Annotated in this window: 29 protein-coding genes; 14 read left to right on the top strand and 15 right to left on the bottom strand. The window is 61.9% G+C overall.

The window, feature by feature from the left end; genetic code table 11:
* Window positions 1-271: 271 nt before the first annotated feature.
* The 8 genes from plsY to coxB all read right to left on the bottom strand — a co-directional run bounded on the left by plsY (window position 272) and on the right by coxB (window position 7,139).
* Entirely contained in the window at window positions 272-958 is a 687-nt protein-coding gene (plsY, locus tag Tal182_RS04980) for a glycerol-3-phosphate 1-O-acyltransferase PlsY (protein WP_085858299.1), read from the bottom strand.
* A 32-nt stretch (window positions 959-990) separates the two neighbouring features.
* Window positions 991-1,470: an HIT family protein gene (locus tag Tal182_RS04975; RefSeq protein WP_085858297.1), complete on the bottom strand. Its 480-nt coding sequence runs from the start codon at window positions 1,468-1,470 to the stop codon at window positions 991-993.
* 364 nt (window positions 1,471-1,834) lie between these two features.
* Window positions 1,835-2,713 carry a cytochrome c oxidase subunit 3 gene (locus Tal182_RS04970; protein ID WP_064800923.1) on the bottom strand — a complete coding sequence of 293 codons (879 nt, stop codon included), beginning with the start codon at window positions 2,711-2,713 and terminating at the stop codon, window positions 1,835-1,837.
* Window positions 2,714-2,773: 60 nt separating this feature from the next.
* Window positions 2,774-3,382, bottom strand: a complete 609-nt coding sequence (locus Tal182_RS04965; protein WP_064800922.1) for a cytochrome c oxidase assembly protein — start codon at window positions 3,380-3,382, stop codon at window positions 2,774-2,776.
* Entirely contained in the window at window positions 3,379-3,519 is a 141-nt protein-coding gene (locus tag Tal182_RS32110; RefSeq protein ID WP_004672998.1) for a hypothetical protein, read from the bottom strand. Before Tal182_RS32110 ends, Tal182_RS04965 begins: the two co-directional genes overlap by 4 nt.
* Window positions 3,519-4,469, bottom strand: a complete 951-nt coding sequence (locus Tal182_RS04960; RefSeq protein WP_064805937.1) for a heme o synthase — start codon at window positions 4,467-4,469, stop codon at window positions 3,519-3,521. The genes Tal182_RS32110 and Tal182_RS04960 overlap by 1 nt, the downstream gene beginning before the upstream one ends.
* A gap of 66 nt (window positions 4,470-4,535) precedes the next feature.
* Window positions 4,536-6,236, bottom strand: a complete 1,701-nt coding sequence (ctaD, locus tag Tal182_RS04955; protein WP_085858295.1) for a cytochrome c oxidase subunit I — start codon at window positions 6,234-6,236, stop codon at window positions 4,536-4,538.
* An 18-nt stretch (window positions 6,237-6,254) separates the two neighbouring features.
* Window positions 6,255-7,139 carry a cytochrome c oxidase subunit II gene (gene coxB, locus Tal182_RS04950; protein WP_064800920.1) on the bottom strand — a complete coding sequence of 295 codons (885 nt, stop codon included), beginning with the start codon at window positions 7,137-7,139 and terminating at the stop codon, window positions 6,255-6,257.
* A gap of 315 nt (window positions 7,140-7,454) precedes the next feature.
* On the opposite strand from coxB, the gene Tal182_RS04945 reads away from it, so the two are divergent.
* The 3 genes from Tal182_RS04945 to Tal182_RS04935 all read left to right on the top strand — a co-directional run bounded on the left by Tal182_RS04945 (window position 7,455) and on the right by Tal182_RS04935 (window position 10,419).
* Complete coding sequence (locus Tal182_RS04945) at window positions 7,455-8,111, top strand: invasion associated locus B family protein (protein ID WP_082929644.1); 657 nt, start codon at window positions 7,455-7,457, stop codon at window positions 8,109-8,111.
* Between the two features lie 384 nt (window positions 8,112-8,495).
* Window positions 8,496-9,911 (top strand): metalloprotease TldD, encoded by a 1,416-nt coding sequence (tldD, locus tag Tal182_RS04940; protein ID WP_085858293.1) that lies wholly within the window; start codon window positions 8,496-8,498, stop codon window positions 9,909-9,911.
* Window positions 9,912-9,927: 16 nt separating this feature from the next.
* Entirely contained in the window at window positions 9,928-10,419 is a 492-nt protein-coding gene (locus tag Tal182_RS04935; protein ID WP_085860828.1) for a GNAT family N-acetyltransferase, read from the top strand.
* A gap of 32 nt (window positions 10,420-10,451) precedes the next feature.
* Here the strand turns inward: Tal182_RS04935 and Tal182_RS04930 are convergent, their stop codons facing one another.
* On the bottom strand, window positions 10,452-11,069 hold the full coding sequence (locus Tal182_RS04930) for an NUDIX hydrolase (RefSeq protein WP_348628985.1): 618 nt from the start codon (window positions 11,067-11,069) through the stop codon (window positions 10,452-10,454).
* A gap of 140 nt (window positions 11,070-11,209) precedes the next feature.
* Here Tal182_RS04930 and Tal182_RS04925 point away from each other — a divergent pair, with 140 nt between their 5' ends.
* Both Tal182_RS04925 and Tal182_RS04920 read left to right on the top strand, forming a co-directional pair.
* The gene (locus Tal182_RS04925) at window positions 11,210-11,851 is read left to right on the top strand and encodes a DUF47 family protein (protein WP_085858291.1); all 642 of its coding nucleotides are present in this window, start codon (window positions 11,210-11,212) and stop codon (window positions 11,849-11,851) included.
* On the top strand, window positions 11,851-12,864 hold the full coding sequence (locus Tal182_RS04920) for an inorganic phosphate transporter (protein ID WP_064800916.1): 1,014 nt from the start codon (window positions 11,851-11,853) through the stop codon (window positions 12,862-12,864). The genes Tal182_RS04925 and Tal182_RS04920 overlap by 1 nt, the downstream gene beginning before the upstream one ends.
* Window positions 12,865-12,880: 16 nt before the next feature.
* Here Tal182_RS04920 and Tal182_RS04915 read toward each other — a convergent pair whose 3' ends face one another.
* Both Tal182_RS04915 and Tal182_RS04910 read right to left on the bottom strand, forming a co-directional pair.
* A complete protein-coding gene (locus Tal182_RS04915; protein ID WP_064800915.1) occupies window positions 12,881-13,186 on the bottom strand; it encodes a pyrophosphatase in 306 nt (101 codons plus the stop codon).
* Between the two features lie 74 nt (window positions 13,187-13,260).
* Window positions 13,261-14,544: a D-alanyl-D-alanine carboxypeptidase family protein gene (locus tag Tal182_RS04910; RefSeq protein WP_085858289.1), complete on the bottom strand. Its 1,284-nt coding sequence runs from the start codon at window positions 14,542-14,544 to the stop codon at window positions 13,261-13,263.
* 215 nt (window positions 14,545-14,759) lie between these two features.
* Between Tal182_RS04910 and Tal182_RS04905 the strand changes: the two genes are divergently transcribed.
* Window positions 14,760-15,797, top strand: coding sequence for a polysaccharide deacetylase family protein (locus Tal182_RS04905; RefSeq protein WP_085858287.1), 1,038 nt, complete (start codon window positions 14,760-14,762; stop codon window positions 15,795-15,797).
* Window positions 15,798-15,801: 4 nt separating this feature from the next.
* Here Tal182_RS04905 and pdxH read toward each other — a convergent pair whose 3' ends face one another.
* Complete coding sequence (pdxH, locus tag Tal182_RS04900; protein ID WP_064800912.1) at window positions 15,802-16,422, bottom strand: pyridoxamine 5'-phosphate oxidase; 621 nt, start codon at window positions 16,420-16,422, stop codon at window positions 15,802-15,804.
* A gap of 65 nt (window positions 16,423-16,487) precedes the next feature.
* On the opposite strand from pdxH, the gene Tal182_RS04895 reads away from it, so the two are divergent.
* From Tal182_RS04895 to Tal182_RS04880, 4 genes are all read left to right on the top strand, one after another.
* Complete coding sequence (locus tag Tal182_RS04895; RefSeq protein ID WP_064800911.1) at window positions 16,488-16,946, top strand: RT0821/Lpp0805 family surface protein; 459 nt, start codon at window positions 16,488-16,490, stop codon at window positions 16,944-16,946.
* 317 nt (window positions 16,947-17,263) lie between these two features.
* The gene (locus Tal182_RS04890) at window positions 17,264-18,472 is read left to right on the top strand and encodes a DnaJ C-terminal domain-containing protein (protein ID WP_085860825.1); all 1,209 of its coding nucleotides are present in this window, start codon (window positions 17,264-17,266) and stop codon (window positions 18,470-18,472) included.
* 121 nt (window positions 18,473-18,593) lie between these two features.
* Window positions 18,594-19,412, top strand: a complete 819-nt coding sequence (fabI, locus tag Tal182_RS04885; protein WP_085858285.1) for an enoyl-ACP reductase FabI — start codon at window positions 18,594-18,596, stop codon at window positions 19,410-19,412.
* Window positions 19,413-19,431: 19 nt separating this feature from the next.
* Window positions 19,432-20,022, top strand: coding sequence for a histidine phosphatase family protein (locus Tal182_RS04880; protein WP_085858283.1), 591 nt, complete (start codon window positions 19,432-19,434; stop codon window positions 20,020-20,022).
* Window positions 20,023-20,230: 208 nt separating this feature from the next.
* Here the strand turns inward: Tal182_RS04880 and Tal182_RS04875 are convergent, their stop codons facing one another.
* Complete coding sequence (locus Tal182_RS04875) at window positions 20,231-20,491, bottom strand: DUF1344 domain-containing protein (RefSeq protein WP_003569889.1); 261 nt, start codon at window positions 20,489-20,491, stop codon at window positions 20,231-20,233.
* Between Tal182_RS04875 and Tal182_RS31605 the strand changes: the two genes are divergently transcribed.
* From Tal182_RS31605 to ribB, 3 genes are all read left to right on the top strand, one after another.
* Window positions 20,490-20,711, top strand: a complete 222-nt coding sequence (locus tag Tal182_RS31605) for a hypothetical protein (RefSeq protein WP_125461454.1) — start codon at window positions 20,490-20,492, stop codon at window positions 20,709-20,711. The genes Tal182_RS04875 and Tal182_RS31605 overlap by 2 nt on opposite strands.
* 109 nt (window positions 20,712-20,820) lie before the next feature.
* On the top strand, window positions 20,821-21,918 hold the full coding sequence (gene aroC, locus Tal182_RS04870) for a chorismate synthase (protein WP_085858281.1): 1,098 nt from the start codon (window positions 20,821-20,823) through the stop codon (window positions 21,916-21,918).
* An 8-nt stretch (window positions 21,919-21,926) separates the two neighbouring features.
* On the top strand, window positions 21,927-23,030 hold the full coding sequence (gene ribB / locus Tal182_RS04865; protein WP_085858279.1) for a 3,4-dihydroxy-2-butanone-4-phosphate synthase: 1,104 nt from the start codon (window positions 21,927-21,929) through the stop codon (window positions 23,028-23,030).
* Between the two features lie 79 nt (window positions 23,031-23,109).
* Here ribB and Tal182_RS04860 read toward each other — a convergent pair whose 3' ends face one another.
* A complete protein-coding gene (locus Tal182_RS04860; protein ID WP_085858277.1) occupies window positions 23,110-24,096 on the bottom strand; it encodes a LysR family transcriptional regulator in 987 nt (328 codons plus the stop codon).
* Window positions 24,097-24,240: 144 nt separating this feature from the next.
* Here Tal182_RS04860 and Tal182_RS04855 point away from each other — a divergent pair, with 144 nt between their 5' ends.
* A complete protein-coding gene (locus tag Tal182_RS04855) occupies window positions 24,241-25,158 on the top strand; it encodes an NmrA/HSCARG family protein (protein WP_085858276.1) in 918 nt (305 codons plus the stop codon).
* A 303-nt stretch (window positions 25,159-25,461) separates the two neighbouring features.
* Here the strand turns inward: Tal182_RS04855 and Tal182_RS04850 are convergent, their stop codons facing one another.
* Window positions 25,462-26,652: a winged helix-turn-helix domain-containing protein gene (locus Tal182_RS04850; protein WP_085858274.1), complete on the bottom strand. Its 1,191-nt coding sequence runs from the start codon at window positions 26,650-26,652 to the stop codon at window positions 25,462-25,464.
* Window positions 26,653-26,683 lie beyond the last annotated feature (31 nt).

Genomic DNA, 26,683 nt, shown 5'->3' with positions numbered 1-26,683 from the left:
CGGGGAGAAGGTGCCCGTAGGGCGGATGAGGGGGCCGCAGAAACAGGTCTTTCCAAACGTTGCGGAAGTTCGACCGCGCCAGCATTGTCTCGCCCATGTCGCTTAGTGGGATAGGCGGTTACGGGCGCGGTGCCGTGTAGCCTCCTCATCCGCCTGCCGGCACCTTCTCCCCGCTGGGGAGAAGAGATTTGCCGCGACCTTTCCGTTCCGTCCCTCCACTCAGTCGGTTGTGGCCGCGCAACGGACGCAGCAGACGGCCTACGCCGCCGCTCTAACTTTGCGACGCCGTTTTCGATTCCGCGCTGTTTTGCCCCAGGCGCGGCTCCATCCCTGACAGCAGCCGCTGAATGTTGGCGCGATGACGTATGATCACATAAGCACCGCCTGAAATCACCAGCAACCGATAGGGCAAGGGCTGCTCGAGGCTGCAGATGAGAGCGATTGCAGTCAAAGCCGCCAGCATCGACCCGAGGGAAACAATCCTGAAGATGGCGAGCACGACGCCAAAAACCGCAAGGGCGCCAAGACCGACCGGCCAGGATATTGCGAGCAACAGGCCGAGCCCCGTAGCGACGGATTTGCCGCCTTTAAAATTCAGCCAGATCGAACGGCTATGACCGAGCAATGCGGCAAGTCCGGCCAGGCAAACGGCCCAGTGCAGCCAGGCTTGCAGATCAAGTGCTGCCGGCGGCATGTCGTACAACGATCTATGGATCCACGGATAGAACCAGCGGGCAAACAGGATCGCTCCAGCGCCTTTCAGCACATCCACCAGAAGCACCGCCGACGCAGGCCATTTCCCCAGGGTTCGCAAGACGTTCGTTGCGCCGGTGGATCCGGAGCCATGGTCGCGAATATCGATGCCTATAAGCAGTTTCCCGGCAAGATAGCCCGTGGGCGTGGAACCGATGAGGTAGCCGATCACCAATCCAAACAAGCTCGCTGCCCAAAAAACCATGGAGCCTCCTCGATGCTCGACCTGTCAGTGTATCATCGCATCGCCCTTCGCAATAATTCAATAGTCTCCGAGACGGACCGGCCTTGAACCGGCGGCGGCTCCGCGCGCTCGCAGAATTCGCGCCAGACGAACAGGGTCAGTTCGGCGCCATCCGTCGGGGTCTCTCCCGGTCCGTCGGCAAAACTCTGGAGGATGCGATATCGGCTGTCTTTCCAGAACAACTCCTCCACCCACTCATAGATCGGGATCACGTGGAAATGGATCGGATAACCGGGGGAATGGCCATACCGGCCGATGTAGACGCGCCCCGCGTTCAGTTTCCGTTTCAGCGCATCCTGAACTCTCGCCAGCAGTGGCCCGAGCTCCGTTAAAGCTGCTTCGGGCAACTCCGACAGATGGTTCGTGTCCGTCTTGGAGCTGATCATGAGATAACCGGGAAGAGCGGAATTGATCCGGTGATTCACCAGCCATCCATCCGTCTCGGCAACAAGGAATCGATCGGGGACCTGCATTGCCATTCCTCCTGGTTCGGGTCTGCGGATATGCGCTAATGCGTATCGGCCGCCGTAGTGCTTCTATCCGTCGCTGAGCGCCGATGGGCACCTCGCACCTTGCACGCTGCCTCACGCCTCTTGCCAAGCGTGCCCCTCAACCTCCGTCATGCTCGGCCTTGAGCCGAGCATCCATACGCAGCACTCCAAGAGATACTTCTTTCGTCGAGGCCCGTTGCCTAGTCCCTGCAGCAACCAACAAAATGCTCGCGGCGTGGATGCTCGGGTCAATGACGGAGTATGAGGAAGCTCGCGAGGCAAAGCGCGAAATCGTCAACAAAAAAGGCGGGCACCGAGCCCGCCTTTTGCATTTATTCCGTCCCGATCAGCCTGCGGCGACCGGAGCGCCCCAGCCGCCCCAGACGTAGATGCAGAAGAACAGGAACAGCCAGACGACGTCGACGAAGTGCCAGTACCAGGCGGCTGCCTCGAAGCCGAAATGCTGCTTCGGGGTGAAATCGCCGCGCAGCGCGCGCAGCAGGCAGACCAGCAGGAAGATCGTGCCGACGAGGACGTGGAAACCGTGGAAGCCGGTCGCCATGAAGAAGGTCGCGCCGTAGATCGAATTCTTGAAGTCGAACGGAGCGTGGGCATATTCGTAGGCCTGCACGCTGGAGAACAGGATGCCGAGCAGCACGGTCAGCGTCAGGCCCTGAACGAGGCCCTTGCGGTCATTGTGCAGCAGCGCATGGTGCGCCCAGGTCACCGTCGTGCCGGACAGCAGCAGGATGACGGTGTTGTAGATCGGCAGGTGCCAGGGATCGAGGACTTCGATGCCCTTCGGCGGCCAGACGCCGCCGGTATAGGCCATGCGCGAGGCCTGGATCGCCTCGTTCGGAAACAGGCTGGCGTCGAAATAGGCCCAGAACCAGGCGACGAAGAACATCACTTCCGAAGCGATGAACATGATCATGCCGTAACGCAGGTGCAGCGAGACGACGCGGGTGTGAGAGCCCTCATGGGCTTCCTTCACCGTATCGGCCCACCATCCGTACATCACATAGAGAACCAGCACGAGGCCGATAAAGAAGAGCCAGGGATTGGCGAGTTCGGCGCCGGCGAGCTTGAAGGAGCCGCCGTTCAGATAACGCATATAGCAGACGCCGCCGATCGCCATGATGAAGGCGCCGAGCGAGGCGAGAATCGGCCACGGGCTCGGATCGATGATGTGGTAGTCGTGGTTCTTCTGATGCGCATCGGCCATGTGGCTATCCCCGGATGTCTTCCTCACTTCGCTCCCGGCATAGCCGGAAACGAGCCTTGATCAAAGTTTCTTTTCAATCTTCACCGCTCCACCCTCATTCGAAGCGAGAGGCTTCGGACCCTCTTTCGGGTAGAACGTATATGACAGCGTCACCGTGTGGATATCCTTCGATTCCACCGCCTTGACGATTTCAGGGTCGATATAGAATACGACCGGCATTTCCAGCTTCTCGCCCGGCTTCAGGTCCGTTTCGGTAAAGCAGAAGCACTGAACCTTGTTGAAATAGGCGCCCGCTTCGCCCGGCGTGACGTTGAACACCGCCTGGCCGCGCTGGGTCTCGTTCGACCGGTTCTCAGCGACGAAATTGACCTGGATGGTTTCGCCGATCTTCGGATTGACCTCGCGCTCGACCGGTTTGAAATTCCACTGCAGGCCAGGGGCGACATTGGCGTCGAAGGTGACGCGCATCTTGCGGTCGAGAACGACGCTCGACATCTGCTCGACGCGCTGTGTCGTGCCGTTATAGCCGGTCACCTGGCAGAAGATGCGGTAGAGCGGCACGGCGGCATAGCTCATCGCGCCCATGCCGAAGACGAAGCTCAGGCACATCAACACGACGGCGCCGTTGTTACGGCCCTGCTTCCTGGGTGCGGCGGCTTTTTCGCTCATCCGGCCATTCCCCCGCCGATCTTGACGATCGTGATCGCGTAGAAGAGGACGACCAGGCCGGCCAACACCAGCCCGAGGGCGATATTGCGATTGCGGCGCGACTTCATCTGCTTTTCGGTGAGCTTGACCAGATCCATCAGAACCAACCTCCAGCGTGCGAAACCAAGACCGAAGCCAGCCGGTCGATCATCAGGGCTGAAAATACGGCGAAGAGATAGAAGATCGAGAAGGCAAAGAGCTTCTTTGCGGGGATCATCTTCAGATCGCCGTCGGGCATGCGCCAGACGGCGATGGAACAGTAGATGAAGATCGCACCGAGGGCGGCGGCGATGAGGCCGTAGCCGAAGCTCGCAAAACCGAGGAAAGACGGCAGCACCGCGCAGACGGCGGTCAGCACCGCATAGGCGACGATCTGATGCTTGGTCACCCGCTCGCCGGCGACGTTCGGCAGCATCGGCACGCCGACGGCCTCGTAATCGCGCATCTTGAACAGGGCAAGCGCCCAGAAATGCGCCGGCGTCCACAGGAAGATGATCAGGAAGAGAACGGTGCTCTCGATCGTCACCGAATTCGTCACGCAGGCCCAGCCGATCATCGGCGGAAAGGCGCCGGCGGCACCGCCGATGACGATGTTCTGCGGCGTCGAGCGCTTCAGCCACATGGTGTAGATGACGGCGTAGAAGAAGATGGTGAAGGCAAGAATGCCGGCCGAGAGCCAGTTGACGGCGAGGCCGAGAATGACAACCGAAAAGCCCGACAGCACCAGACCGAAGGCGAGCGCCTCCGATGGGGCGACGCGGCCGGCCGGGATCGGGCGCTTGGCCGTGCGGCTCATGACGGCGTCGATATCCGCGTCGTACCACATGTTCAGCGCGCCCGAGGCGCCGGCGCCGACGGCAATGCAAAGGATGGCGATCAGGCCGAGGACGGGATTGATGTGGCCCGGGGCCAGCACGAGACCGGCAAAGGCGGTGAAGACCACGAGCGACATCACCCGTGGCTTCAAGAGCTCGAAATAATCGCGCGCGCTCGCTTCCGACATTTCGCCGTCCTCTGCAAGCGCCTCGTGATTGTCGATAACCGTCATCATTCCGTCCTGAATTTCCTTACGCCGGACGCCGTATCGAGTGCGGCGTCCGGTTTTCCGCGCGCTTTACTTGATGCGCGGCAGCTGTTCCCACTGGTGATAGGGCGGCGGCGAAGGCAGCTGCCATTCCAGCGTCGTCGCACCCTCGCCCCACGGATTCTCGCCGGCGATGCGCTTCCTGGCGAAGGCTTCGAAGACCGAGAAGAGGAAGATCAGCACGCCGAAGGCCGAGATGTAGGAGCCGATCGAGGAAACATAGTTCCAGCCGGCAAAGGCATCCGGATAATCGATGTAGCGGCGCGGCATGCCGGCGAGACCAAGGAAGTGCTGCGGGAAGAACACCAGGTTGACGCCGATGAACATGACCCAGAAATGCAGCTTGCCGAGGAACTCGTTGTACATGTAGCCGGTCATCTTCGGGAACCAGTAATACCAGCCGGCGAAGATCGCGAAGACGGCGCCGAGCGACAGAACGTAGTGGAAGTGCGCCACGACGTAATAGGTGTCATGCAGCGAGCGGTCGAGACCGGCATTGGCAAGCTGGACGCCGGTGACGCCGCCGACCGTGAATAGGAAGATGAAGCCGATCGCCCAGATCATGGGGGTGCGGAACGAGATCGAGCCGCCCCACATCGTCGCGATCCAGGAGAAGATCTTCACGCCGGTGGGAACGGCGATGACCATCGTGGCGAAGACGAAGTAGCGCTGCGCATCGAGCGACAGACCGACCGTATACATATGGTGGGCCCAGACGACGAAACCGACGGCGCCGATCGCGACCATGGCGTAGGCCATGCCGAGATAACCGAAGATCGGCTTCTTCGAGAAGGTCGAGATGATATGGCTGATCATGCCGAAGCCCGGCAGGATGAGAATGTAGACCTCGGGGTGACCGAAGAACCAGAACAGGTGCTGGTAGAGGATCGGGTCACCGCCGCCTTCCGGAGAGAAGAAGGAGGTGCCGAAGTTGCGGTCGGTCAGCAGCATGGTGATGCCGCCTGCCAGAACAGGCAGCGACAGCAAGAGCAGGAAGGCGGTGATCAGCACCGACCAGGCAAACAGCGGCATCTTGTGCAGCGTCATGCCGGGGGCGCGCATGTTGAGTATCGTGGTGATGAAGTTGATCGCGCCAAGGATCGACGAGGCGCCGGCAATATGCAGCGCGAAGATCGCCAGATCGACCGCCGGTCCCGGCGTGCCGCTCGTTGCCAGCGGCGGATACATCGTCCAGCCGCCGCCGGTGCCGTAAGCGCCTGCCGGGCCTTCGACGAACATCGACAGCAGGAGCAGCGCGAAGGCCGGAACGATCAGCCAGAAAGAGATGTTGTTCAGGCGCGGGAAGGCCATGTCGGGGGCGCCGATCATGATCGGCACCATCCAGTTGGCGAAACCGCCGATCATCGCCGGCATGACCATGAAGAAGATCATGATCAGCGCGTGCGCCGTCGTGAACATGTTGAACATCTGCTTGGCGCCGTCGATGGCGGCATCGCCCTCATAGCCGTAGACCATCGAGGCCAGGCCGTGGAAGATCTGGATGCCCGGCTCCTGCAGCTCCATGCGCATGGCCACCGACAACGCGCCGCCGATGATGCCGGCGATGATCGCGAAGATCAGGTAGAGCGTGCCGATGTCCTTGTGGTTGGTCGAGAACAGCCAGCGATTGACAAAACTCGGCTTGTGCCCGTGATCATGGTGATCGTGATCATCATGCGCATGGTCGTGGTGGGCGTGAGAATGATCGTCGTGAGCGGAAGGTCCAGCCATTGTCCCGATCCCCTTTAATTACTGTGCTTCGGCAACGTCGACGGTCTTTGCGGGACCATCGGTTGCGGCCATGAGTGTCTTGTAGGCGCCGGGCAGGTCGCTGGCGGCCGTGGTCAGCCACTGCTTGTACTTGTCCTCGGAGACGACGCGGATGGCGATCGGCATGAACGCATGGTCCTTGCCGCAGAGCTCGGAACACTGGCCATAAAACAGGCCCTCGCGCTCGGCCCTGAACCAGGTCTCGTTCAGGCGGCCCGGCACGGCGTCGATCTTGATGCCGAAGGACGGCATGGCGAAAGCATGGATGACGTCGGTCGGCGCAGACGTCACGAGAACGCGGACCGTCTTGTTGACCGGCAGCACCAATTCGTTGTCGACGGCGAGCAGTCTCGGATAGACCGACTTGTCTTCCTTGCCGGCGGCGGCGCGATCCTGATCCTTCAAGAGGTAGGAATCGAAGGCGAGCGGGCTGTCGCCCGACCCTTCATATTCATAGTTCCACTGCCACTGGGTGGCGGTCGCCTTGATCGTCACGTCAGGATTTTCGGGCAGCGTCAGCTGCGCCGTCAGAAGGTTGAACGAGGGAATGGCGAGGAAGAGCAGCACCAGGACCGGCCCCACGGTCCAGATGACCTCGATCAGCGTATTATGGCTCGTGCGCGACGGAACCGGATTGGCGCCGGCGCGGAACTTGAAGCAGACGACGATGAGCAGGATCAGAACGAAGAGCGTGATCGGAACGATAAACCACAGAGTATATTGTTCGAACCAATGAATTTCCCGCATAATCGGCGTCGCCGCCGGCTGCAGCGTCGCCTGCCACGGCGTCGGCTGGTCGGCATATGTGCCGGAAGCAAAAAGCAGACAGACCAGTGCGGTCAGAGCTGCATAAGCCTTCTTCATCACCTTATTATCTCCCTCGAGCGCTTGACCTGCAAAATCGAACGCAGAATCCTTGCCATCTTCAGCGCTTCAAACCACAGTTTGGCATTTGCCGCAACAGGCAGGAGCAATTGTCTATGCGGCATTTTTGCTTAAAGCACAGGCAGGCCGAACGGCAAAACATCCCAAGTTTTTCATCGGCATATGAAAAATGCCCTTTCCGGCCGATCCGCCCCCCGTACATTATTTGACAAAGGTCCAATTTCTGCCGCAGTCCCCCGGTTTTCACGGGGTGGGGCTTTTCATTTCCGGTGGGCAGCTTCAACAATAGCCGCAATGATTCGATATCCAGAGGTTTCCATGGGTTTCCGTTCCCTCGCGCGGTCGCTTCTCGTGACTGCCAGCATCGCGGCCGCAGCGACGACGCCCGTCTTCGCACAGCAACCCGCCCCTTCCCCGGCCCAACCCACCACACCAGCACCGGCCGCCCCTGCCCCGGCGCAGCAGCCCCCGGCTGCCGCCCCGAATATCCAGGTGACGCCCGGCCAGACCCAGCCGCAGGCGCCGGGCACGGTGAAATCCAACCACGGCGCCTGGTCTGTCGTCTGCGACAAGCCGGCCGGCGCGGCGACGGAACAATGCGCGCTGATGCAGAACGTCATCGCCGAGGACCGGCCGGAGGTCGGGCTTTCCGTCGTGGTGCTGAAGACGGCCGACCGCAAATCGAAGATCCTGCGCGTGCTGGCGCCGCTCGGCGTGCTCCTGCCGAACGGCCTCGGCCTCAATGTCGACGGCAAGGATATCGGCCGCGCCTATTTCGTCCGCTGCTTCGCCGATGGCTGCTATGCCGAGGTGGTGCTCGAGGACGAGTTGCTGAAGACCTTCCGCAGCGGCGCCCAGGCAACCTTCATCGTCTTCCAGACCCCGGAAGAAGGCATCGGCATCCCCGTCGACCTCAAGGGTTTTGCTGAGGGTTTTGACGCGCTGCCGTAAGGGCAGCTGGCGGCCTGCCGCGGGTCCGCCCCTCATCCGTCGCTGTACTTGCGCCAAAGGCTCACCTCACTCTCCGTCATGCTCGGGCTTGACCCGAGCATCCAGGCGGCACCCTCGGTGGCGGGCATGGATCCCAGGCTCAAGGCCTGGGATGACGGAGGATGGGGTGACGTTCCAGCCAGATTTGATGTTGGCGCGGGGGAATCCATTCGGCAGGAGCGCCCCGCAGCGCCAACCGATAAAACGCTTATATCTCGTTCGCGCGCACTGAGATCATCTTGCTCGGCAATAATAATTCCGCCGCAGGGCTTCACTCCTTACCATTAGGAGCCCTATCTAGATGCGTAAGCGCATTCCCGAACGCATGCCCATTGGAGCCAGACCATGACCACCGATCTCCTGACGCTTTTCGATGCCGACGAAGCCGCGATGCGCGGCCTGGTCGCCGAGGCTCTGTCCGGCGCCGATGACGGCGAGCTTTTCATCGAGCATGCACAAGCCGAAGCGCTGACCTTCGATAACGGCCGGCTGAAGGGCGGCAGCTTCAATACCGAGCAGGGTTTCGGCCTTCGCGCCGTTGCCGGCGAAGCTGTGGGTTATGCGCATGCGGGCGATCTTTCCGTCACGGCGCTGAAACGGGCCGCCGACGCCGTCAGTGCGGTCACGCGCGGTTATGCCGGCAGCTATGCAGCCGCACCCCAGCGGACCAACCGCAAGCTCTATACCGACGAAAATCCCATCGGCTCGCCGAGCTTCGAGGAAAAGGTGAAGGTGCTGACCGAGATCGACGCCTATCTCCGGAACAAGAACGACAAGGTGCGGCAGGTGACGGCGTCGGTCGCGGCAAGCTGGCAGATGGTCGACATCCTGCGCGCCGACGGTCATCGCGTGCAGGACATCCGCCCGATGACGCGCATCAACATCTCGGTCGTGGTCGGCGATGGCGACCGGCAGGAAAGCGGCTCCTATGGCCAGGGCGGCCGCATCGGCTTCGGCGATTTCATCGCAACGGGAAGCTGGAAGCTCGGCGCCGACGAGGCGCTGCGCCAGGCGCTCGTCAATCTGGAAGCCATCGATGCGCCGGCCGGCACCATGGATGTCGTTCTCGGTTCCGGCTGGCCGGGGGTTATGCTGCACGAGGCCGTCGGCCACGGGCTGGAAGGCGATTTCAACCGCAAGAAGACGTCGGCCTTTGCCGGGCTTCTCGGCCAGATCGTCGCCGCTCACGGCGTTACCGTCGTCGACGATGGTACGATCGACAACCGCCGCGGCTCGATCACCATCGACGACGAGGGCACGCCGTCCGGCTACAATGTGCTGATCGAAAACGGCAAGCTCGTCGGCTACATGCAGGACCGGCAGAATGCCCGGTTGATGGGCATGGCGCCCACCGGCAACGGCCGCCGCCAGGGCTATGCCCATGTGCCGATGCCGCGCATGACCAATACCTATATGCTCGGCGGCGACAAGACGCCGGATGAAATCATCGCCTCGGTGAAGAAGGGCATCTATGCCGTCTCCTTCGGCGGTGGCCAGGTCGACATCACCTCGGGCAAATTCGTCTTCGGCTGCACCGAGGCCTATCTGATCGAGAACGGCAAAGTCGGCGCACCGATCAAGGGCGCCATGCTGATCGGCAACGGCCCGGATGCGATGAAGCGGGTGTCGATGATCGGCAACGACATGAAGCTCGATACCGGCATCGGCAATTGCGGCAAGGCCGGCCAATGGGTTCCGGTCGGCGTCGGCCAGCCGCATCTGCGCATGGATCAGATCACCGTCGGCGGCACGCAGACCTGAGGCTGAGGATTTCATGATGGCAGAGATCGAAATCAGATCCTTTGTCGCCGGCGATGCCGATGACGTGCTGTCGGTGATCCTGCCGATCCAGCGCGAGGAGTTCGGCATCGACATCACAGCCGATGCCCAGCCGGATCTCAGGGTCATCCCGGATTTCTATCAGTCCGGCAAAGGTGAGTTCTGGGTCGCCGTCAAGGACGGCGCGATTGTCGGCACGCTTGGGCTGAAGGACATCGGCAACAATCAGGCGGCACTGCGCAAGATGTTCGTCGCCGCCGAGGTTCGCGGCCGCGAACACGGCGTGGCGGCGCGGCTTCTCGAGCGTCTGTTCGATCACGCCAGAGATGCCGGCCTTACCGATATCTTCCTCGGCACGACGGACAAATTCGTCGCCGCCCATCGCTTCTACGAGAAGAACGGCTTTACCGAGATCGCCAAGGGCGCCCTGCCCCGCTCGTTTCCGCTGATGGCGGTGGACAGCAAGTTCTATCGCTACAAGGTCGGCTGACGAAAGAGCTGGAGCCATCCCGACATTCGGCATCACGCCTTAGGCGGCTTCACCACCGCTCTTTCAACCTTGCCGAGCAAGCTTTTCAGTTCGGGCTCGCGGACGAGAGCAGCGGCTTCGAGCGGCGGGAGCCATCGGCTGTTTCGTTGTTTTTCCTCCGGAAACTTCTCGTCAATTCTTTCGGCTTGCAAGAGATGGACCTGAACGACGGAAGGAACGCGCTCCCCGTTGGCCAGCGTCTTGATATAGGTGTAGAAGCCAAAGGGGCGCTTCCTGGCCTTACCCTTCACCCCGGCCTCCTCCCAAGCCTCGCGCTCGGCAACCTGGTGGGGTGCGAGCTTCGCAATAGGCCAGCCCTTGGGAATGATCCAGCGGCCGCTGTCGCGCGACGTGACCAGGAGGATATCAACCAAGTTGTCGCCGACTTTTCGATAACAGATCGCCGCAAACTGCTCGATTGCTTCCCCCCTCAAGAGCTGATCGGTCGCGCCTGCCAGCCGGCCGAGATAGGATCTAGCTTTCTTCGGCATTGGCTTCAGCCGCCGCGGGCCGGCCATCATTGGTGGCGGAAGCCATGGCAATCTCCTGAGCGATAGATCAATCGTTAAAAGGAAGCTTGAGACGCTGAACAAGGTTCGGGGCGCCGCCAATGTTCCTCAACTATATCTCTACTTCAAGGGCGCCGCTGTCACAAATCTGTCATAAACTGAAATTCACCCCTATCTCTTCAATGGGATACGGTTTAGGACGGCTTGTGCATATAGCGCAGACCAAAGATCACGAGGTGTCCATGCTGGGTTGGTTTCGAAAGTTGATGCCGCGCGAAGACCGGTTCTTCGTCCTTTTCGAACAACATTCCAGAACGATCGTCGACGCCGCACAGGCTCTGGACAGGTTGCTGTCGGGCATAGAGATCGAGCATCAATGCGAAACGATCGTGCGGCTGGAAGATCAGGCCGACGATATAACGCGCGAAGTCATGCAGGCCGTCCGGCGGAGCTTCATCACACCTTTCGATCGCGGAGATATCAAGGATCTCATCCAATCCATGGATGATGCGATCGACATGATGCACAAGACCGTCAAAACCATCCGGCTCTTCGAGCAGACCAGCTTCGACCCGCGGATGCAAGAGATGGGCAAGACCGTTGTGGAGGCTGCCAATCTCATTGCCGAGGCCATTCCCTTGCTTGATCGCATAAGCGCCAATGCGCCGCGGCTTTCTGCCATCGTCGAGCAGGTCACGCGGGTGGAAGGTCGCTCCGACGAGCTGCACGAGCAGGGGCTCAAGGATCTGTTTCGCCGGCACGGCGCCGGCAATGCAATGGCCTATATGATCGGCAGCGAGATCTACGGCGAGCTGGAGAAGGTGGTCGACCGTTTCGAGGACGTCGCCAACGAGATCAGCGGCATCGTGATCGAGAATGTCTGATGGATGCCGCCCTCGCACTTCCGCTTCTTGTCGGCCTGATCGGCATCGCGCTGCTGTTCGATTTTCTCAATGGCCTGCATGATGCGGCCAACTCGATCGCGACAATCGTCTCGACACGGGTCCTGAGGCCGCAATATGCGGTCTTCTGGGCGGCATTCTTCAATTTCATCGCCTTCCTGTTCTTCGGCCTGCATGTGGCAGAGACGCTCGGGACCGGCATCATCGACCCGGCGATCGTCACACCGCAGGTGATTTTCGCGGCCTTGATCGGCGCTATCGTCTGGAATGTCGTGACCTGGATCTTCGGCATTCCCTCCAGTTCATCCCATGCGCTCGTCGGCGGGCTGGTCGGTGCGGGCCTTGCCAAAACCGGCTTGAGCTCGATCGTCTGGAGCGGGCTTCTCAAGACTGCCGCCGCCATCGTCATGTCGCCGATGATCGGCTTTCTCCTGGCACTGTTCCTGATCCTCGCCGTGACCTGGACCTTCATCCGGCAAACACCCTTTGCAGTCGATCGGTCCTTCCGTTTCCTGCAATTCGTGTCGGCGTCGCTCTATTCGCTCGGTCACGGCGGCAATGACGCCCAGAAGACCATGGGCATCATTGCCGTGCTTCTTTACTCGCAGGGCTATCTGGGTGGCAGCTTCCACGTGCCGCTCTGGGTGGTGATTTCATGCCAGGCGGCGATGGCGCTCGGCACCTTGTTCGGCGGCTGGCGTATCGTCCATACGATGGGCTCGAAGATCACCCGGCTGAACCCGATGCAAGGATTCTGCGCCGAAACGGGCGGTGCCTTGACGCTGTTCGGCGCCACCTGGCTCGGCATCCCCGTTTCGACCACCCATACCATTACGGGCGCCATCATCGGCGTCGGCGCCGCCCGGCGCGTGTCCGCCGTCAGGTGGGGACTTGCCGGCAACATCGTGATCGCATGGATCATCACCCTGCCGGCCGCCGCGATAATATCGGCGCTTTCCTTTTGGCTGGTGACCGGCTTGAGCAAAATCTTCTGATGTCGCTCCCGATTTCTTACCTGCTCGGCTGAAACCGCCACTTCCGCTCGATCGCGGCGGCGAGGTCGATGTCGTTACGGCGAGCAAACAGCATGAGGTGACCGAGCAGGTCGGCAGTCTCGTCTGCCAGCTCGCGCCTGATATCCTCAGGAGAGCGGCCCTTCGCACGGCCCCGACCGGTCAGCCGGTTCCAGGCCTGGGTGAGCTCTCCCATTTCCTCCTGCAGTTTCAACAAGAACCAGTCGGCATCTCGCTCGATGCCATTGGCGGCGACATGGGCAGAGGAAGCGGCTTCGAACTGGTCGGCGAGACGGCGCAGCATCAATGTTCTCCTTTTGTTTATGGAGGAGACGCTGATTCCCGCTGCTTGTCCAGAGTGGAATATGGCGGCCGCGATTAGCTGTGATCGGGCAGCAGCATGCAATCATAGGAACGCTGTTTCAGCGCATCGCAGGCGGAGGCGGCGGCGTCCCTGCTGGCGAAACCGACGAAGCGGGCGCGATAGATCCTGTTCGCCCCCTGCCCGACAGCCTCGGTATACGGTGAGGCGGAGACCAGCGGCGCGCCGCCTTCCGACTGTGCCTGGGCAAGAAGCGCCCGCGCCGCATCGGCGCTCGGCGCCGCCGAAATCTGGATCTGCCAGGTTCCGTCGGCTTTCTCGGCCGAAGCCTTGCCGGTCTTGCCGGCATTCAGGATCTCGTCCATGGCGACAGGACGCTCCAGCGGCACGACGGCGTCATCGGCATAAGCCAGGCTCTTCGCTGCGAGATCTTCGTCAGGGCGCGGCGCGTTCGCCGGCACCGGAACATCGGAAGCCTCGGCGGCGGACGCGACTTCGACCGGCTCCCTGGCGCCGACGCTCGCCATCAGCCTGGCGCCGCCGGATGACGAGGCGCGGCCGAGATAGCGGTCGAGCAGTGCCTCCATCCTGGCATCGCGGCTGCGGGCGGTGCGGCCGCCGAGCACGACGCCGACGACGCGGCGGTTGCCGTCCCTGACGGCACTGACGAGGTTGAAGCCGGAGGCGTTGGTATAGCCGGTCTTGATGCCGTCCATGCCCTGGTAGCGGTACATGAGATTGTTATGGCCGCGCACGGTCTTGCCGCGGAAACTGAAGCTTGCCATCGAGAACAGGCGATATTCGTTGGGATAATTCTTCATCAGCGCCACGGCGAGCGTCGACATGTCGCGCGCCGTCGTCACCTGACGGCTGTTCGGTAGCCCCGACGCATTGACGAAGACGGTGCGGCTCATGCCGAGCTGGCGGGCCTTGGCCGTCATCATCCGGGCAAAACCGCTCTCCGAGCCGCCGAGCGTCTCGGCCATGGCGGCGGCGGCGTCATTGGCGGATTTGACGATCATGCCATAGACCGCCTCGCGCACCGTGATGGTGCCGCCCGCCTTGACGCCGAGCTTGGTCGGCTGCCGGGAGGCGGCATATTTCGACATTTCGATCGGCGTATCCCAGGCGATCTTGCCGCGTTTCAGCGCCTCGAAGGTGAGATAGAGCGTCATCATCTTCGTCAGTGAGGCAGGATGATTGAGCGTATCGGCGTTTTCGGACGCGAGAACCTTGCCGGTCCGGGCATCGAGGATCAGCGAGGCGCTGCCGGCAAGAGCCGCAAGCGGCGCCGAAACGGCCAGCGTTACGGTCAAAACAGCCGCCAAAAGCTTTCTCATGGAGTTCCCCCTGATGCGCTGGCTCTCGATGGGCCGGCGATGTCTCGTAATGTGACAGAAGCCGCAAGTTTGGCGCGACTTTGCGGCAACGCCTACCATTTTTCTAGCCTTTTCATCGTCTTGGTTAACAAAAAACGAAAGAAGCTGTGCGAAATCGGTATACAGCAAGGCTTAAGCTAGGATCGCTAGTTTGGCGCAAAAGCAATGGGCGGCGCATGACGGGGCAGTTGAAGCGACTGGCAAAAAGGGCGGCGATCGGCGCCGGGCTCGAGGCGTCCTGGCTGATCGCGGCGGCCGGCCTGATGCGGCAGGCGCGCAGGCGCGGGGTCATCTTCACGCTGCATCATGTCCGCCCGCACGTAGCCCAGGCCTTCGAGCCGAACGCGCATCTCGAAATCACCCCGCACTTTCTCGACGCCGCGCTGCGGCGGCTGACCCGCGACGGCTATCGTTTCGTGCGGCTCGACCAGTTGCCGGCGCTGTTGGCCGAGCCCGAGGGCGGCAGGCCGTTTGCGGCCTTTACGCTCGACGACGGCTACATCAACAACGTGGAGCATGCGCTGCCGGTATTCGAGCGACATAGGGCGCCTTTCACGGTGTTCGTCACCAAGGGTTTTGCCGAAGGCTCCCACAGCATCTGGTGGGAAACGCTCGCCGTCCTGTTGCGCCAGGCAAAAGAAATCCGCTTCAATTTCGGCCGCGGCAGCGAGCGGCTGGCGCTCGACGGGCCGCGGCAGCAATGGGAGGCCTTCGACCGTTTCGTCCGGTATATCCACCGCTTCGACGAGGCGCGCGCCGTTGCCACCCTTGATATGCTGGCCAGGGAAAACGGCATCGAGCCGACCGATATCGTGCGCGATCTGGTGATGGGACCGGCGCAATTGCAGCGGCTCGCCCGACATCCGCTTGCAGCGCTCGGCGCCCATACGATCAGCCATCGCGCCCTTGCCCGGCTCTCGGAGGCCGAAGCGCGGATCGAGATGGAGGTTTCGGCCGATTACGTCGAGGCGCTGACCGGCGTCCGTCCCGCCGCAATCGCCTATCCCTACGGCACGCCTGAAGCTGCGACCGCCCGCGAGGCGGCGATTGCCGGCCAGCTGGGCTTTTCGGTCGCCGTCACCACGCAACCGGGGCTGCCGGCAGCAGGTACGAACAACTATCTCCCGCGCATGTCGCTGAACGGCTTCTACCAGAAGCGGCGCTACGTCTCGGCGCTTGCCTCCGGCATTCCGCTGAAGCTGATGGGTCGGTAAGCGGTCAGGGATACATCCGCACCTTTTCCCATGCTCCGACCGGCGACGGTCGTCGGAATTCGATGCGGTCATGCAGGCGGAAATTCTGATCTTTCCAGAATTCGATCGAGGTCGGCCGGATGCGGAAGCCCGACCAATAGGGAGGCCGGGGTATCTCGCCAATCGCGTAGCGGGCGGTGTATTCGGCCACCGCCTTCTCCAGCGCGAATCGGCTTTCGAGCGGACGCGATTGTTTGGAGGCCCAGGCGCCGATGCGGCTGCCGCGCGCCCGCGTCTTGAAATAGGCGTCGGCTTCGGCGTCGCTCACGATCTCGACAGGTCCGCGCAACCGCACCTGGCGGCGCAGGCTTTTCCAGTGGAAGCACATGGCGGCTTTCTTCTGCCCCAAGATTTCGCGACCTTTCTGGCTCTCGAAATTGGTGTAGAAGACGAATCCGTCATCGTCGAATCCCTTCAGGAGCACCATGCGGACATTGGGAAGACCATGCTCGTCGACCGTTGCCAGCGCCACGGCATTGGGATCGTTCGGTTCGGAGGCCTCCGCTTCCTTCAGCCATTCGGCAAAGAGCTTGAAGGGCTCGCCACTTTCGGTAAAGTCACCGCTTGTTAACTCGTTTGCCGACATATTGGTTCAAATGCCCCGGATTATTCAAAACTCGCCCAGCTTTTGATAACTGGACAGGACGCAGGGTGGAAGTCATAGCAAAGTCATATCGCCATACAAAGGGCCTGCGGCAACGCAGCAGCGTCTTCCTGGTTGTCGGCGCCGCAATGCTGTCGCTTTCCGGCTGCCTTGCGGGCGGGATGGATTTCTTGAGCGAAGCCAAGGTCGATCGGTCGGTGGCCACCGGCACCGTGCCGCAGACGCCGCCGAGCACCGACACGCTCTCGGACGAAATGACGGTGCGCAACGCCGTGACCTCGGCCGATGTGCACAAGCTCGAGGGCCAGCCGCTTCCCTGGGCGAATGCATCGACCGGCAGCGCCGGCGTCATCGACACGATCGTCGAAAACAACGAATCGGGCCAGGTCTGCAGGCAGTTCCGCACGACGCGGCATTCCTATGTCGGCATCGCCAAATTCTACGGCAAGACCTGCCTCGTCGGCGGCGGCAATTGGCAGCTGCTGAGCTTCCAGCCGGAAAGCTAGTTCCGGCGGGAAAGTTAATTTCCGGCGGGAAAGCTGATCCGGCAGGATTCAATCTGCGATTCGGCGCGCCGACAGGTTAACGGCCGCCGGCTTTGTGGCGAATGCTTAGCAAAGAGCTAACCATTTACGGCAAAACACTCCCCATCCCTCCACAGAAATAAGAAGTGATTAGCAACTCGGCCGCACGATCGGTGTCGAGAGTGGCTCTCCCTGCCTTTGCGGCCGGTGGCGCCTCACATGTTGATATTGGACTTCGATATTGGGCGGGGATGACGGGCAAGGACAGGCGCCCGCATCGCAACACCGGCGGTTTTGACATGCGCGATCCTTACAAAATTCTGGGCGTCAAGCGCGACGCGGCGGCAGACGAGATCAAGGCGGCCTGGCGCAACATGGCCAAAGCAGCCCATCCCGATCACAATCAGGGTGATCCGACGGCGACGGCCCGATTCGCCGAGATCGGCCGCGCCTATGAAACGCTGCGCGACCCGCGCAAACGCAGCCTGTTCGACAATGCCGTGCGGATGGCGGAAGCCAAGAAGCAGGAACAGACGATCATGCAGCAGCGCCAGGCCGCGCGCGAGGCTGCAGCCCGCGCCAAGGCGGCCCAGGCCAATGCCGAGCGGGTGATGGAAGAGCTTGCCCGGGCTGCCCAGAAGGCCGCGGCCGACGGCCAGAGACAGCAGACCGGCGCCGGCGAAGGCGCCGAGGAGATGGTGGAACGCATTTTCGGCGCGCAGGCGCGCGCTGCGGCGGGCGGCCAGGCGCAAGGCCGCGCCCAGCAGGCCCCGAACCAGCAGGCCCAGAATCAGCAAACACAGAATCAGCAGACGCATTCTCAGCAAGCACAGGGCCAGACACAGGCCGAAGCAGGCAAGCGCATGGATGGCGAGGCCGCCGAAGCCGACGAGGAACTCGGCGAGACGTCAAATAATGCCGGCGCCAACCTGTCGCTGCCGCTCAGCATCCTGACATCGCTGGTGCGCCGTTTCACCGGCGCCAAGGATACCGGCCTGGAGAAAGCGCCCGACGAGGTGACGACGGCGACGGTCACGATCGACGACGTGCTGAAGAGCGGCTGGATCACCGCGTCGCTGCCGGAGGGCCGCGAAATCGGCTTCGCGCTGCCGGCGGGCACGACCGATGGTCACGAGATCAGGCTCAAGGGACAAGGCTTCAAGCTGCCGGGCATGCAGCGCGGCGATGCCGTCGTCAATATCCGCATCGCCCCCGATCCACGCTTCACAGTCGATGGTTTCGACCTGCATGCCGTACTGCCGATCAGTATCGAAAATGCCGTGCTCGGCACCGAGGCACACATCGACGGCCCGGCCGGGCCTTTGAGCATCACCGTTCCCGCCTGGTCGGGCTCGGACAAGACGATCGCGATTCCCGGCCAGGGATTGCTGCGGGAAGACGGCAGCAGAGGCGATCTCGTCGTCGAATTGCGCATCATCCTGTGGGAAAAGCCCGACGACAAGATCACCGATCTCATGCGGAGCATGCGTGAAGGCCTGTTCCTGTGAAATTTTTATGACATTCGCACCCTTTGTTACGATCCCTAACAGTTGATGATCCAGGCCAAGCTTGAACCGATTAACGGCCTATGCCATAGGCAGGATCGATCAGAATCCTAGGGAGCGAAATATGGCTCAAGCATCCGGCCTCATGGCAGGCAAACGCGGCGTCATCATGGGTGTCGCCAACAATCGTTCGATTGCGTGGGGTATTGCCAAGGCCATTCATGCGCAGGGCGGAGAAGTTGCGCTCACCTATCAGGGCGATGCGCTGAAGAAGCGTGTCGAGCCGCTTGCAGCCGAAATCGATGCGACGCTCGTCGGCCACTGCGACGTCGCCGACGAATCTACCATCGACGCGGTTTTCGAAAATGTCGAAAAGCTCTGGGGCAAGATCGACTTCCTCGTGCATGCGATCGGCTTTTCCGACAAGGACGAGCTGACCGGCCGCTACATCGACACCTCGCCCGACAATTTCACCAAGACGATGCATATCTCCGTCTATTCCTTCACCTCGGTCGCCCGCCGCGCCGAGAAGCTGATGACGGATGGCGGCTCGATGCTGACGCTGACCTATTACGGCGCCGAAAAGGTCATGCCGAACTATAATGTCATGGGCGTCGCCAAGGCCGCCCTCGAAGCGAGCGTCAAATATCTCGCCGTCGACCTCGGGCCGCAGAACATCCGCGTCAACGCCGTTTCGGCCGGGCCGATCAAGACGCTCGCCGCCTCCGGCATCGGCGATTTCCGCTACATTCTGAAGTGGAACGAATATAATGCCCCGCTGCGGCGCACCGTCACCATCGAAGAAGTCGGCGATGTCGGCCTCTATCTGCTGTCCGACCTGTCGCGCTCGGTCACCGGCGAAGTGCATCATGCCGACAGCGGCTACCATGTCATCGGCATGAAGGCGGTCGACGCGCCGGATATTTCGGTCGTCAAGGACTAAGTCCCCCGGAGTCGAGACCGTGCTCATCTACGTGATCAGACACGGTCAGACCGACTGGAATGCCGAGCGTCGCCTGCAGGGCCAGAAAGACGTGCCGATGAATGCCATCGGCCTGGAACAGGCCCGGCAGAACGGCATTGCGCTGGCCGAGATTCTCGGTGAGACGGTCGGCGAATTCGATTTCGTCGCAAGTCCGCTCGGACGCACACGCGCCACGATGGAGATCATGCGCGCCGCCATGGGCCTCCCGCCGCTTGCCTATCGCACCGATCCGAGGCTGGTGGAGATTTCCTTCGGCGACTGGGAAGGCTCGACACTCAAGGAGCTGAAGGCGACGCAGGCCGAGCGGGTGGCCGAACGCAATGCCTCGAAATGGGATTTCATCCCGCCCGGCGACGATGCGGAGAGCTACGAAATCCTCTCCTGGCGCACCGGCGCATGGCTGCGCTCCGTCGATCGCCCGACCGTCTGCGTCACCCATGGCGGCGTCATCCGCACGCTGTTCCAGGCGATCGCCGACCTGCCGAAGAGCACCGCCGCCGAAGGCGGCATTCCACAGGACCGCATTGTCAGGATCGATACGAGCGAGCGGACGATCGTTTGGCTGTAAGCACGATTGGCCTTGCCCCTCATCCGCCTGCCGCCACATTCTCCCCGCCTAAGACCGTCTGCGGGGAGAATGGACAAGCCGCGAACTCTCCGTTCCCCGTTAAGCTCTCGTGGGGCACGTCCCCTCGCCCCGTTTTTACGGGGAGAGGGTTAGGGTGAGGGGCAGCCATTGGGCGCAAACCTCATCCACTCAATCTCTTGAAGTCTGCCTACTTGACGATATCGAGATCGTTGATGACGCGCTTGCCGTCGACCTCGGTATAGAAGACGATGACCTTCACGCCGGCTTCGAGGCCGTCGAAATTGAATTCCTCCGGCGCCTGATAAGTCTTACCGTCGTCGAGCGTCAGCACCAGATTGGCCGTGTCGACCTTCTTGATCGTCGCCTCGACATCGGCGCTCTCGGCGAAACCGCTCATCGGCGACAGGAAACTTGCTGTGGCCAAAAGCGTGGCGACGACGAAACGCATGGCAACAATCCTCTTGAAACGCTGCACGAGAACACTGGCCACAGATAATCTCCTGAATATGGCGAAAATTGCCCGTAAGGATGGCTTTTCCCGCCCAATTGATGAATCGCATTTTAAACATAATCAAGACGCTGCGTTAACCACGCCTTTTGTTTCGGGCTTCGTGATGACCCTTCCGTTGCAAGGACGGAAACCAGCATTTCCGCCACTGCCGGTTTGACGCAAAGAAAGGCTTTTGCCTCGGCGGTTTTTTGGCCTATGAGTGTCGCGCCTTTTCAAGCAATGGCGCGGCCGGCGGCGACCGGCCCAGGGCGCCGCCGTGGGAACACATGTCGCACAATACATTCGGTCATCTCTTCCGCGTAACCACCTGGGGCGAAAGCCATGGTCCGGCGCTCGGCTGCGTCGTCGACGGCTGCCCTCCGGGGCTGCGCTTCAAGCTCGAAGATCTCCAGGTCTGGCTCGACAAGCGCAAGCCCGGACAATCCCGCTTCGTCACGCAGCGGCGCGAGGACGATCTGGTGAAGGTGCTGTCCGGCGTCATGCTCGATGCCGACGGCGAGACGATGACGACCACAGGCACGCCGATCTCGATGCTGATCGAGAACACCGACCAGCGTTCCAAGGATTATGGCGAGATCGCCCGGCAATACCGCCCCGGCCATGCCGACTATACCTATGACCTGAAATACGGGATTCGCGACTATCGCGGCGGCGGCCGCTCCTCGGCGCGCGAGACCGCCGCCCGGGTTGCGGCCGGCGGCATCGCCCGCCTCGTCGTACCGGGTGTTACGGTGCGCGGCGCGCTGGTGCAGATCGGCAAGCACAAGATCGACCGCAGCAACTGGGATTGGGAGCAGGTCGGGCAGAACCCATTCTTCTCTCCGGATGCGGCGATCGTGCCTGTCTGGGAGGAGTATCTCGACGGTATCCGCAAGGCCGGCTCGTCGATCGGCGCGGTCGTCGAAGTGATTGCCGAAGGCGTGCCCGCCGGTCTCGGCGCACCGATCTATTCGAAGCTCGACCAGGATATCGCCTCGCTGCTAATGTCGATCAATGCCGTCAAGGGCGTCGAGATCGGCAATGGTTTTGCCGCCGCCGAAACCTCAGGCGAAGACAATGCCGACGAAATGCGCATGGGCAATGACGGCACGCCGATCTTCCTTTCCAACAATGCCGGCGGTATTCTGGGCGGGATCTCGACGGGACAGCCGATCGTCGCGCGTTTCGCCGTCAAGCCGACCTCGTCGATCCTGACCGAACGCCAATCGATCGATGCCGACGGCAAGAATGTCGACGTCCGCACCAAGGGCCGGCACGATCCCTGCGTCGGCATCCGCGCCGTGCCGATCGGCGAGGCGATGGTCGCCTGCGCCATTGCCGATCATTATCTTCGCGACCGCGGCCAGACCGGCCGTCTGAAATAGGAGCGTCCATGTCTTACGATCAGAAACGCGTCGTCGACGCCATCAGGGCCTTCGAGGCCGGCGAAATCGTCGTCGTCATGGACGACAATGACCGCGAGAACGAGGGCGACCTGATCGTCGCCGCCGTGCACACCACGCCGGAGAAGATGGCCTTCATCGTGCGCCATACCTCAGGCATTGTCTGTGCGCCGATGCCGAAGGAAGAGGCCAAGCGCCTCAACCTCAACGCCATGGTGGCCGAGAACGATTCGGCTCACACGACCGCCTTCACCGTCTCGGTCGATTTCAAGCACGGCACGACGACCGGCATCTCGGCCGACGACCGGACGCTGACGGTGCGCAACCTCGCCAATCCGAATGTCGGGGCCGCCGATTTCGTCCGTCCCGGCCACATCTTCCCGCTCGTCTCCCGTGAAGGCGGCGTGCTGATGCGCTCCGGCCATACGGAAGCCGCGGTCGATCTCTGCAAGCTTGCCGGCCTGCCGCCGATCGGCGTCATCTCCGAACTGGTCAATGACGACGGCACCGTCACCCGCGGTCCGCAGGTGGTCGAATTCGCCGAGCAGCACGGGCTGAAGCTCGTCTCCGTCGCCGATCTCATCGCCTATCGCCAGCGCAAGGAAACGCTGGTCGAGCACGGCACCAGCTTCGACATCGACACGCCGTTCGGCAAGGCCAAGGCCCATACCTATTCCCTGCCCTGGGACCCGATGCAGCATCTTGCCGTTGTCTTCGGCGACATCCGCGACGGCGTCGACATTCCGGTGCGCCTGCATCCGGAAAACGTTGCTGAGGACCTTTTCGGCAGGAAGAGCCCGGTCGATTTCTACATGGAGAAGATCGCTGCGGAAGGCCGCGGCGTCATCGTCTATCTGCGCGAAGGCTCTGTCGGCGTCGGCCATTACGACAATGGCCGCAAGGCCCGCAACCAGGGCCGTGAAGCCCATACCGAGGCGCAGACGCGCGAGAGCGAATGGCTGGAAATCGGCCTCGGCGCCCAGATCCTCAAGGACCTAGGCGTCAGCTCGATCAAGCTGCTCACCAGCCGCGAGCGCCACTATGTCGGTCTGGAAGGGTTCGGCATCAAGATCAGCAAGACGGAGATCTGCTAGTCCAGGCAGTGCCCCCCATAAATGCGAGCGGCTGAGATCGGTGGAAACTGACCCACCGATCGTCGCCAGCGAAGGACAACTAGCTGGGAGCTCTTTTACTCGAGCGAGGCGCAGCCTCCTTCGCCCGTGTTACGCCGTCCGACGGCTCGCGCTGTGAGTTATGTTGGTTTGCGACAAGCTCGCGCGGCACCCAGGCCGCGACCGCGTCGATAAAAGCGCGCACTTGAGGCGGCAAGAACGCGCGCTCGGGGTAGACTAGCGCGATCTGCATTTCGGCGCCGAGGACGCCGGCAAGCACCTGCACGAGCGCGCCGCTTTCGAGGTGCGGCGACACGAGACCGCGCGGAAGGAGCGCGATGCCAAGCCCGCTTATGGCGGCGTCGCACAACAGGGCGATGTCGTTCGAAAAGAACGCGCCGTCGACGTGGAGCTTACCGCCAGCGGCCAGTGGCCAGTGGGTCTCCGGCAGCTCGCCCCGCGCAAAGCCAAGAAGGCAGCGGTGGGTCCGCAGATCGCGTTGCGTACGCGGCGTGCCGCGACCGGCCAGATAGGCGGGCGCCGCGACAGCGATCATCGGGTCGCGAAAAAGCGTGCGCGCGATGAGGCCGGGCTGGAGTTGGCTGCTGGCACGAAGCGCGACGTCGTAGCCGCCGTGGAGGATATCAACGAGCTGGTTCGAGATGTGAACATGGACGCGCAGCTCGGGGTAGAGGCTCGCGAATTCGCAGAGCATCGCATGGAAGCTCACGCTCATCATCGGCGGCACTGAGACGCGTAGATCGCCGCGCACGACATCGTCGGTCATCCGCACGCTCTGTTCGGCGAGCCGCACGGCCTCAAGCGCTATGCAGGCCTGCCGATAGAACACCTCTCCGATATCCGTGAGGACAAGGCTGCGCGTGGTGCGGCGCAGCAGCCGCGCGCCCAGACGCTCCTCGAGGCGAGCAAGACGGCGGCTCACGGTCGCGCGCGGAACGCGCAGCTCGGCGGCGGCACGAGAGAGGGACTTGGCATCGAGCGTCTTGGTGAAGGCGACGAGTTCGGCGGTTTCCACGGGATCGCTCATATGGATCAAATCCTGGCAAATGATGTCAACTGTTGAAGCATTGTTACGAAGTTCGATCCGCCGCAAGATGGTGCCGCAGATGATCGAGAGGGCCGGTTTCGCGTCAGCGCGGCGCGCCTCAAGCTGAAAGTGAAAGAGCTACAGATGGTATCCAACGGAAAGAAACTGATCGCCGTGTTCGGTGCGACGGGAAACCAGGGCGGCGGCGTTGTGCGGGCCCTGAAGACGAACGGCCAGTTCAATGTGCGCGCGCTCTCGCGCGACCCGGGCAAGTACAAAGGCGTCGCAGACGAAGTCGTCGCGGCAGATCTGGACCGGCCGGAGACGCTTGCAGCGGCCCTCGACGGCGTGCACGGCGTCTTTCTCGTCACCAACTTCTGGCAAGACGGCATCGACGAGATCAAGCAGGCAACAGCGGCAATTCAGGCCGCGAAAGCTGCAGGCGTCAACCATCTCATCTGGTCGACCCTTCCAAACGTCGAGGCGATCAGCGGCGGAAAGTTCGACGTTCCCCAATTCACCGGGAAGGCTAAGGTTGAGTCGTTTGTGAAGAATGCCGGATTTCCACGGCACACCTTTGTCATACCGCCCGCCTACTATCAGAACTTCGCGGGACCATACGGTCCGCAAATGCAGCAGGATGGAAGCTTGGGTTGGACGCTGCCTATCGATCCGACGGTACGTTGCCTTCACACTGGTGACATCAACGAACTGGGCAACATCGTGGCTGGTGCATTCGCACATCCGGAAGAAACTGGCAACGGCGCATATCTTCCGCTGGTCGGCGCCTTCCTGAGCTTCAATGAACTCGTAGACACGTTGAAGCAGTTGGGCCACAAGGTCTCGTTCACCCAGGTTCCTCGGGAGGTGTACGCAGGCTTCTTCCCCGGGGCTGACGCGTTAGGCGACACGCTGGCCTACTACGAGACCTACACCTATCTTGGACCGGGCTCACACGACGATCAAATCGCGCTCGCGAACAGGGTAGCAGGCAAGATGCCGACTACATTTGCATCATGGGCTCGGGACAATTTCCGGCTCGGCGCAGCTTCCCCGGCTTGAACATCACGCCACTTAAAATCAGGCACTAGAGCATTTCTGAACCGCGCGTCTGCGCGGTGATGGCCTCTCCTGCCTGCCCCACCCTCGGTCATGCTGGGCCTTGAGCCGAGCATCAACCCCCGATACGTAGCAGCAGCCGCATGGATCCCAGACTCAAGGCCTGGGATGAGGGAGAGCGTGGTTGGCGTTCTTGCCAATCTCGCCGGCCGCGTACAGAGACATACCGCTGCTGGCGTTACATTCGGCCGGCACTTATTACGGCCTCGCTTGCGAGAGCGCGGTAACGGGCAGCGGATAATTCGCTTACCCTCTCCACCCCTCCAGCAACACCACCTTCTCCACCCCGGCAAACCGCGCCACCCGCTCCAGTTCCGCTTCCAGCTTCTCCAGCCTTCCTGCCGACGGCTTGACGCCCGGTTCCAGCCACAGCCGCCTGACGTCGAGCGTCGATTTCTTCCGGTCGGCCTTCATGTCGATGCGGCCGATCAGGCGGTCGCCTTCGAGCAGCGGGAAGACGTAATAGCCATATTCGCGCTTGGCTTCGGGCACGAAGACCTCGATGCGGTAGAAGAAGCCGAACAGGCGTTCGGTGCGGTTGCGGTCGCGGATCATCGGGTCGAAGGGGCTGAGCACGCGGATGCGCGGCGGAGCATCGGGATGGCTGTCGAGCGTCGAGAGAAAGTCGGCAAAGGCCCAGGATGGCCGTGCCTTGCCGTCAAGCGCCGGTTCGATCAGCACTTCGCTCAGCTCGTCGCGATGGGCTGATACCCAGGCCTTGGCCTCGTCGGGCGACACAAGGTTCCAGAAGGCTGCGATCTCGCCGTGGGTGGCAAAACCGAGGCGGGCAAGCGCGCTGCGGCAGGCCCAATCGACAAAGTCTTCGCGGCTGACCTCCGGCTCGCGGAATTCGGCCGGGATGACGCGCTCGGTCAGATCATAGATCTTCTGGAAATTCGAGCGGCCGGCGATGGCGAACTTGCCGGTGTGCCAGAAATATTCGAGCGCCGTCTTGTTCGGATGCCAGTTCCACCAGCCGCCGGAAACATGACCATCGGCCTTGACGTCGCGCGCCAGCATCGCGCCATCGCGCCGCACACGCTCATAGGTCTCCTCGAAAGCCGCCTCGAAACCCTCGCCGCGCCATTTGCGCCAGCGCTCGACGAGGACTTTTTCCTGGTGGCGGAACTTGTGCTTCCAATAGACGAAGAAGGCGCTGGGCAGGATCGAGGCGTCGTGCGTCCAGTGCTCGAACAGCGCACGTTCCTTTTCGAGCAGTGCCTTCAGATGCTCGCGCCGATAGGTCTGGTTGCGGGAAAACAGGATCTGATGATGCGCCCGCTCCACCGTCTGGATACTGTCCACCTGGACGAAGCCGAGATCGTGGATCAACTGCAGCAGGCCGGCCCTGGTCAAGGCGCGGTTCGGTGGGGCGCTGAGGCCCTGCTTGGCAAGAAAGACGCGGCGCGCATCGGAATTGGACAGCAGATTCGTCATGGCCACATCATAATCCGGAAAATCTTCCTAG

This window comes from Rhizobium sp. TAL182, from assembly GCF_002117725.1.
GTDB lineage: Bacteria > Pseudomonadota > Alphaproteobacteria > Rhizobiales > Rhizobiaceae > Rhizobium > Rhizobium esperanzae.
The sequence above is the reverse complement of the archived record's forward strand: the minus strand, read 5'-3'. Positions and strand labels throughout refer to the sequence as shown.

Bases quoted from the DNA above. Each gene is read 5' to 3' on its own strand.
- plsY (WP_085858299.1), bottom strand. From the start codon at position 958: ATGGTTTTTTGGGCAGCGAGCTTGTTTGGATTGGTGATCGGCTACCTC.
- Tal182_RS04975 (WP_085858297.1), bottom strand. From the start codon at position 1,470: ATGCAGGTCCCCGATCGATTCCTTGTTGCCGAGACGGATGGATGGCTG.
- Tal182_RS04970 (WP_064800923.1), bottom strand. From the start codon at position 2,713: ATGGCCGATGCGCATCAGAAGAACCACGACTACCACATCATCGATCCG.
- Tal182_RS04965 (WP_064800922.1), bottom strand. From the start codon at position 3,382: ATGAGCGAAAAAGCCGCCGCACCCAGGAAGCAGGGCCGTAACAACGGC.
- Tal182_RS32110 (WP_004672998.1), bottom strand. From the start codon at position 3,519: ATGGATCTGGTCAAGCTCACCGAAAAGCAGATGAAGTCGCGCCGCAAT.
- Tal182_RS04960 (WP_064805937.1), bottom strand. From the start codon at position 4,469: ATGACGGTTATCGACAATCACGAGGCGCTTGCAGAGGACGGCGAAATG.
- ctaD (WP_085858295.1), bottom strand. From the start codon at position 6,236: ATGGCTGGACCTTCCGCTCACGACGATCATTCTCACGCCCACCACGAC.
- coxB (WP_064800920.1), bottom strand. From the start codon at position 7,139: ATGAAGAAGGCTTATGCAGCTCTGACCGCACTGGTCTGTCTGCTTTTT.
- Tal182_RS04945 (WP_082929644.1), top strand. From the start codon at position 7,455: ATGATTCGATATCCAGAGGTTTCCATGGGTTTCCGTTCCCTCGCGCGG.
- tldD (WP_085858293.1), top strand. From the start codon at position 8,496: ATGACCACCGATCTCCTGACGCTTTTCGATGCCGACGAAGCCGCGATG.
- Tal182_RS04935 (WP_085860828.1), top strand. From the start codon at position 9,928: ATGGCAGAGATCGAAATCAGATCCTTTGTCGCCGGCGATGCCGATGAC.
- Tal182_RS04925 (WP_085858291.1), top strand. From the start codon at position 11,210: ATGCTGGGTTGGTTTCGAAAGTTGATGCCGCGCGAAGACCGGTTCTTC.
- Tal182_RS04920 (WP_064800916.1), top strand. From the start codon at position 11,851: ATGGATGCCGCCCTCGCACTTCCGCTTCTTGTCGGCCTGATCGGCATC.
- Tal182_RS04915 (WP_064800915.1), bottom strand. From the start codon at position 13,186: ATGCTGCGCCGTCTCGCCGACCAGTTCGAAGCCGCTTCCTCTGCCCAT.
- Tal182_RS04910 (WP_085858289.1), bottom strand. From the start codon at position 14,544: ATGAGAAAGCTTTTGGCGGCTGTTTTGACCGTAACGCTGGCCGTTTCG.
- Tal182_RS04905 (WP_085858287.1), top strand. From the start codon at position 14,760: ATGACGGGGCAGTTGAAGCGACTGGCAAAAAGGGCGGCGATCGGCGCC.
- pdxH (WP_064800912.1), bottom strand. From the start codon at position 16,422: ATGTCGGCAAACGAGTTAACAAGCGGTGACTTTACCGAAAGTGGCGAG.
- Tal182_RS04890 (WP_085860825.1), top strand. From the start codon at position 17,264: ATGCGCGATCCTTACAAAATTCTGGGCGTCAAGCGCGACGCGGCGGCA.
- fabI (WP_085858285.1), top strand. From the start codon at position 18,594: ATGGCTCAAGCATCCGGCCTCATGGCAGGCAAACGCGGCGTCATCATG.
- Tal182_RS31605 (WP_125461454.1), top strand. From the start codon at position 20,490: ATGGCAACAATCCTCTTGAAACGCTGCACGAGAACACTGGCCACAGAT.
- Tal182_RS04875 (WP_003569889.1), bottom strand. From the start codon at position 20,491: ATGCGTTTCGTCGTCGCCACGCTTTTGGCCACAGCAAGTTTCCTGTCG.
- aroC (WP_085858281.1), top strand. From the start codon at position 20,821: ATGTCGCACAATACATTCGGTCATCTCTTCCGCGTAACCACCTGGGGC.
- ribB (WP_085858279.1), top strand. From the start codon at position 21,927: ATGTCTTACGATCAGAAACGCGTCGTCGACGCCATCAGGGCCTTCGAG.
- Tal182_RS04860 (WP_085858277.1), bottom strand. From the start codon at position 24,096: ATGAGCGATCCCGTGGAAACCGCCGAACTCGTCGCCTTCACCAAGACG.
- Tal182_RS04855 (WP_085858276.1), top strand. From the start codon at position 24,241: ATGGTATCCAACGGAAAGAAACTGATCGCCGTGTTCGGTGCGACGGGA.
- Tal182_RS04850 (WP_085858274.1), bottom strand. From the start codon at position 26,652: ATGACGAATCTGCTGTCCAATTCCGATGCGCGCCGCGTCTTTCTTGCC.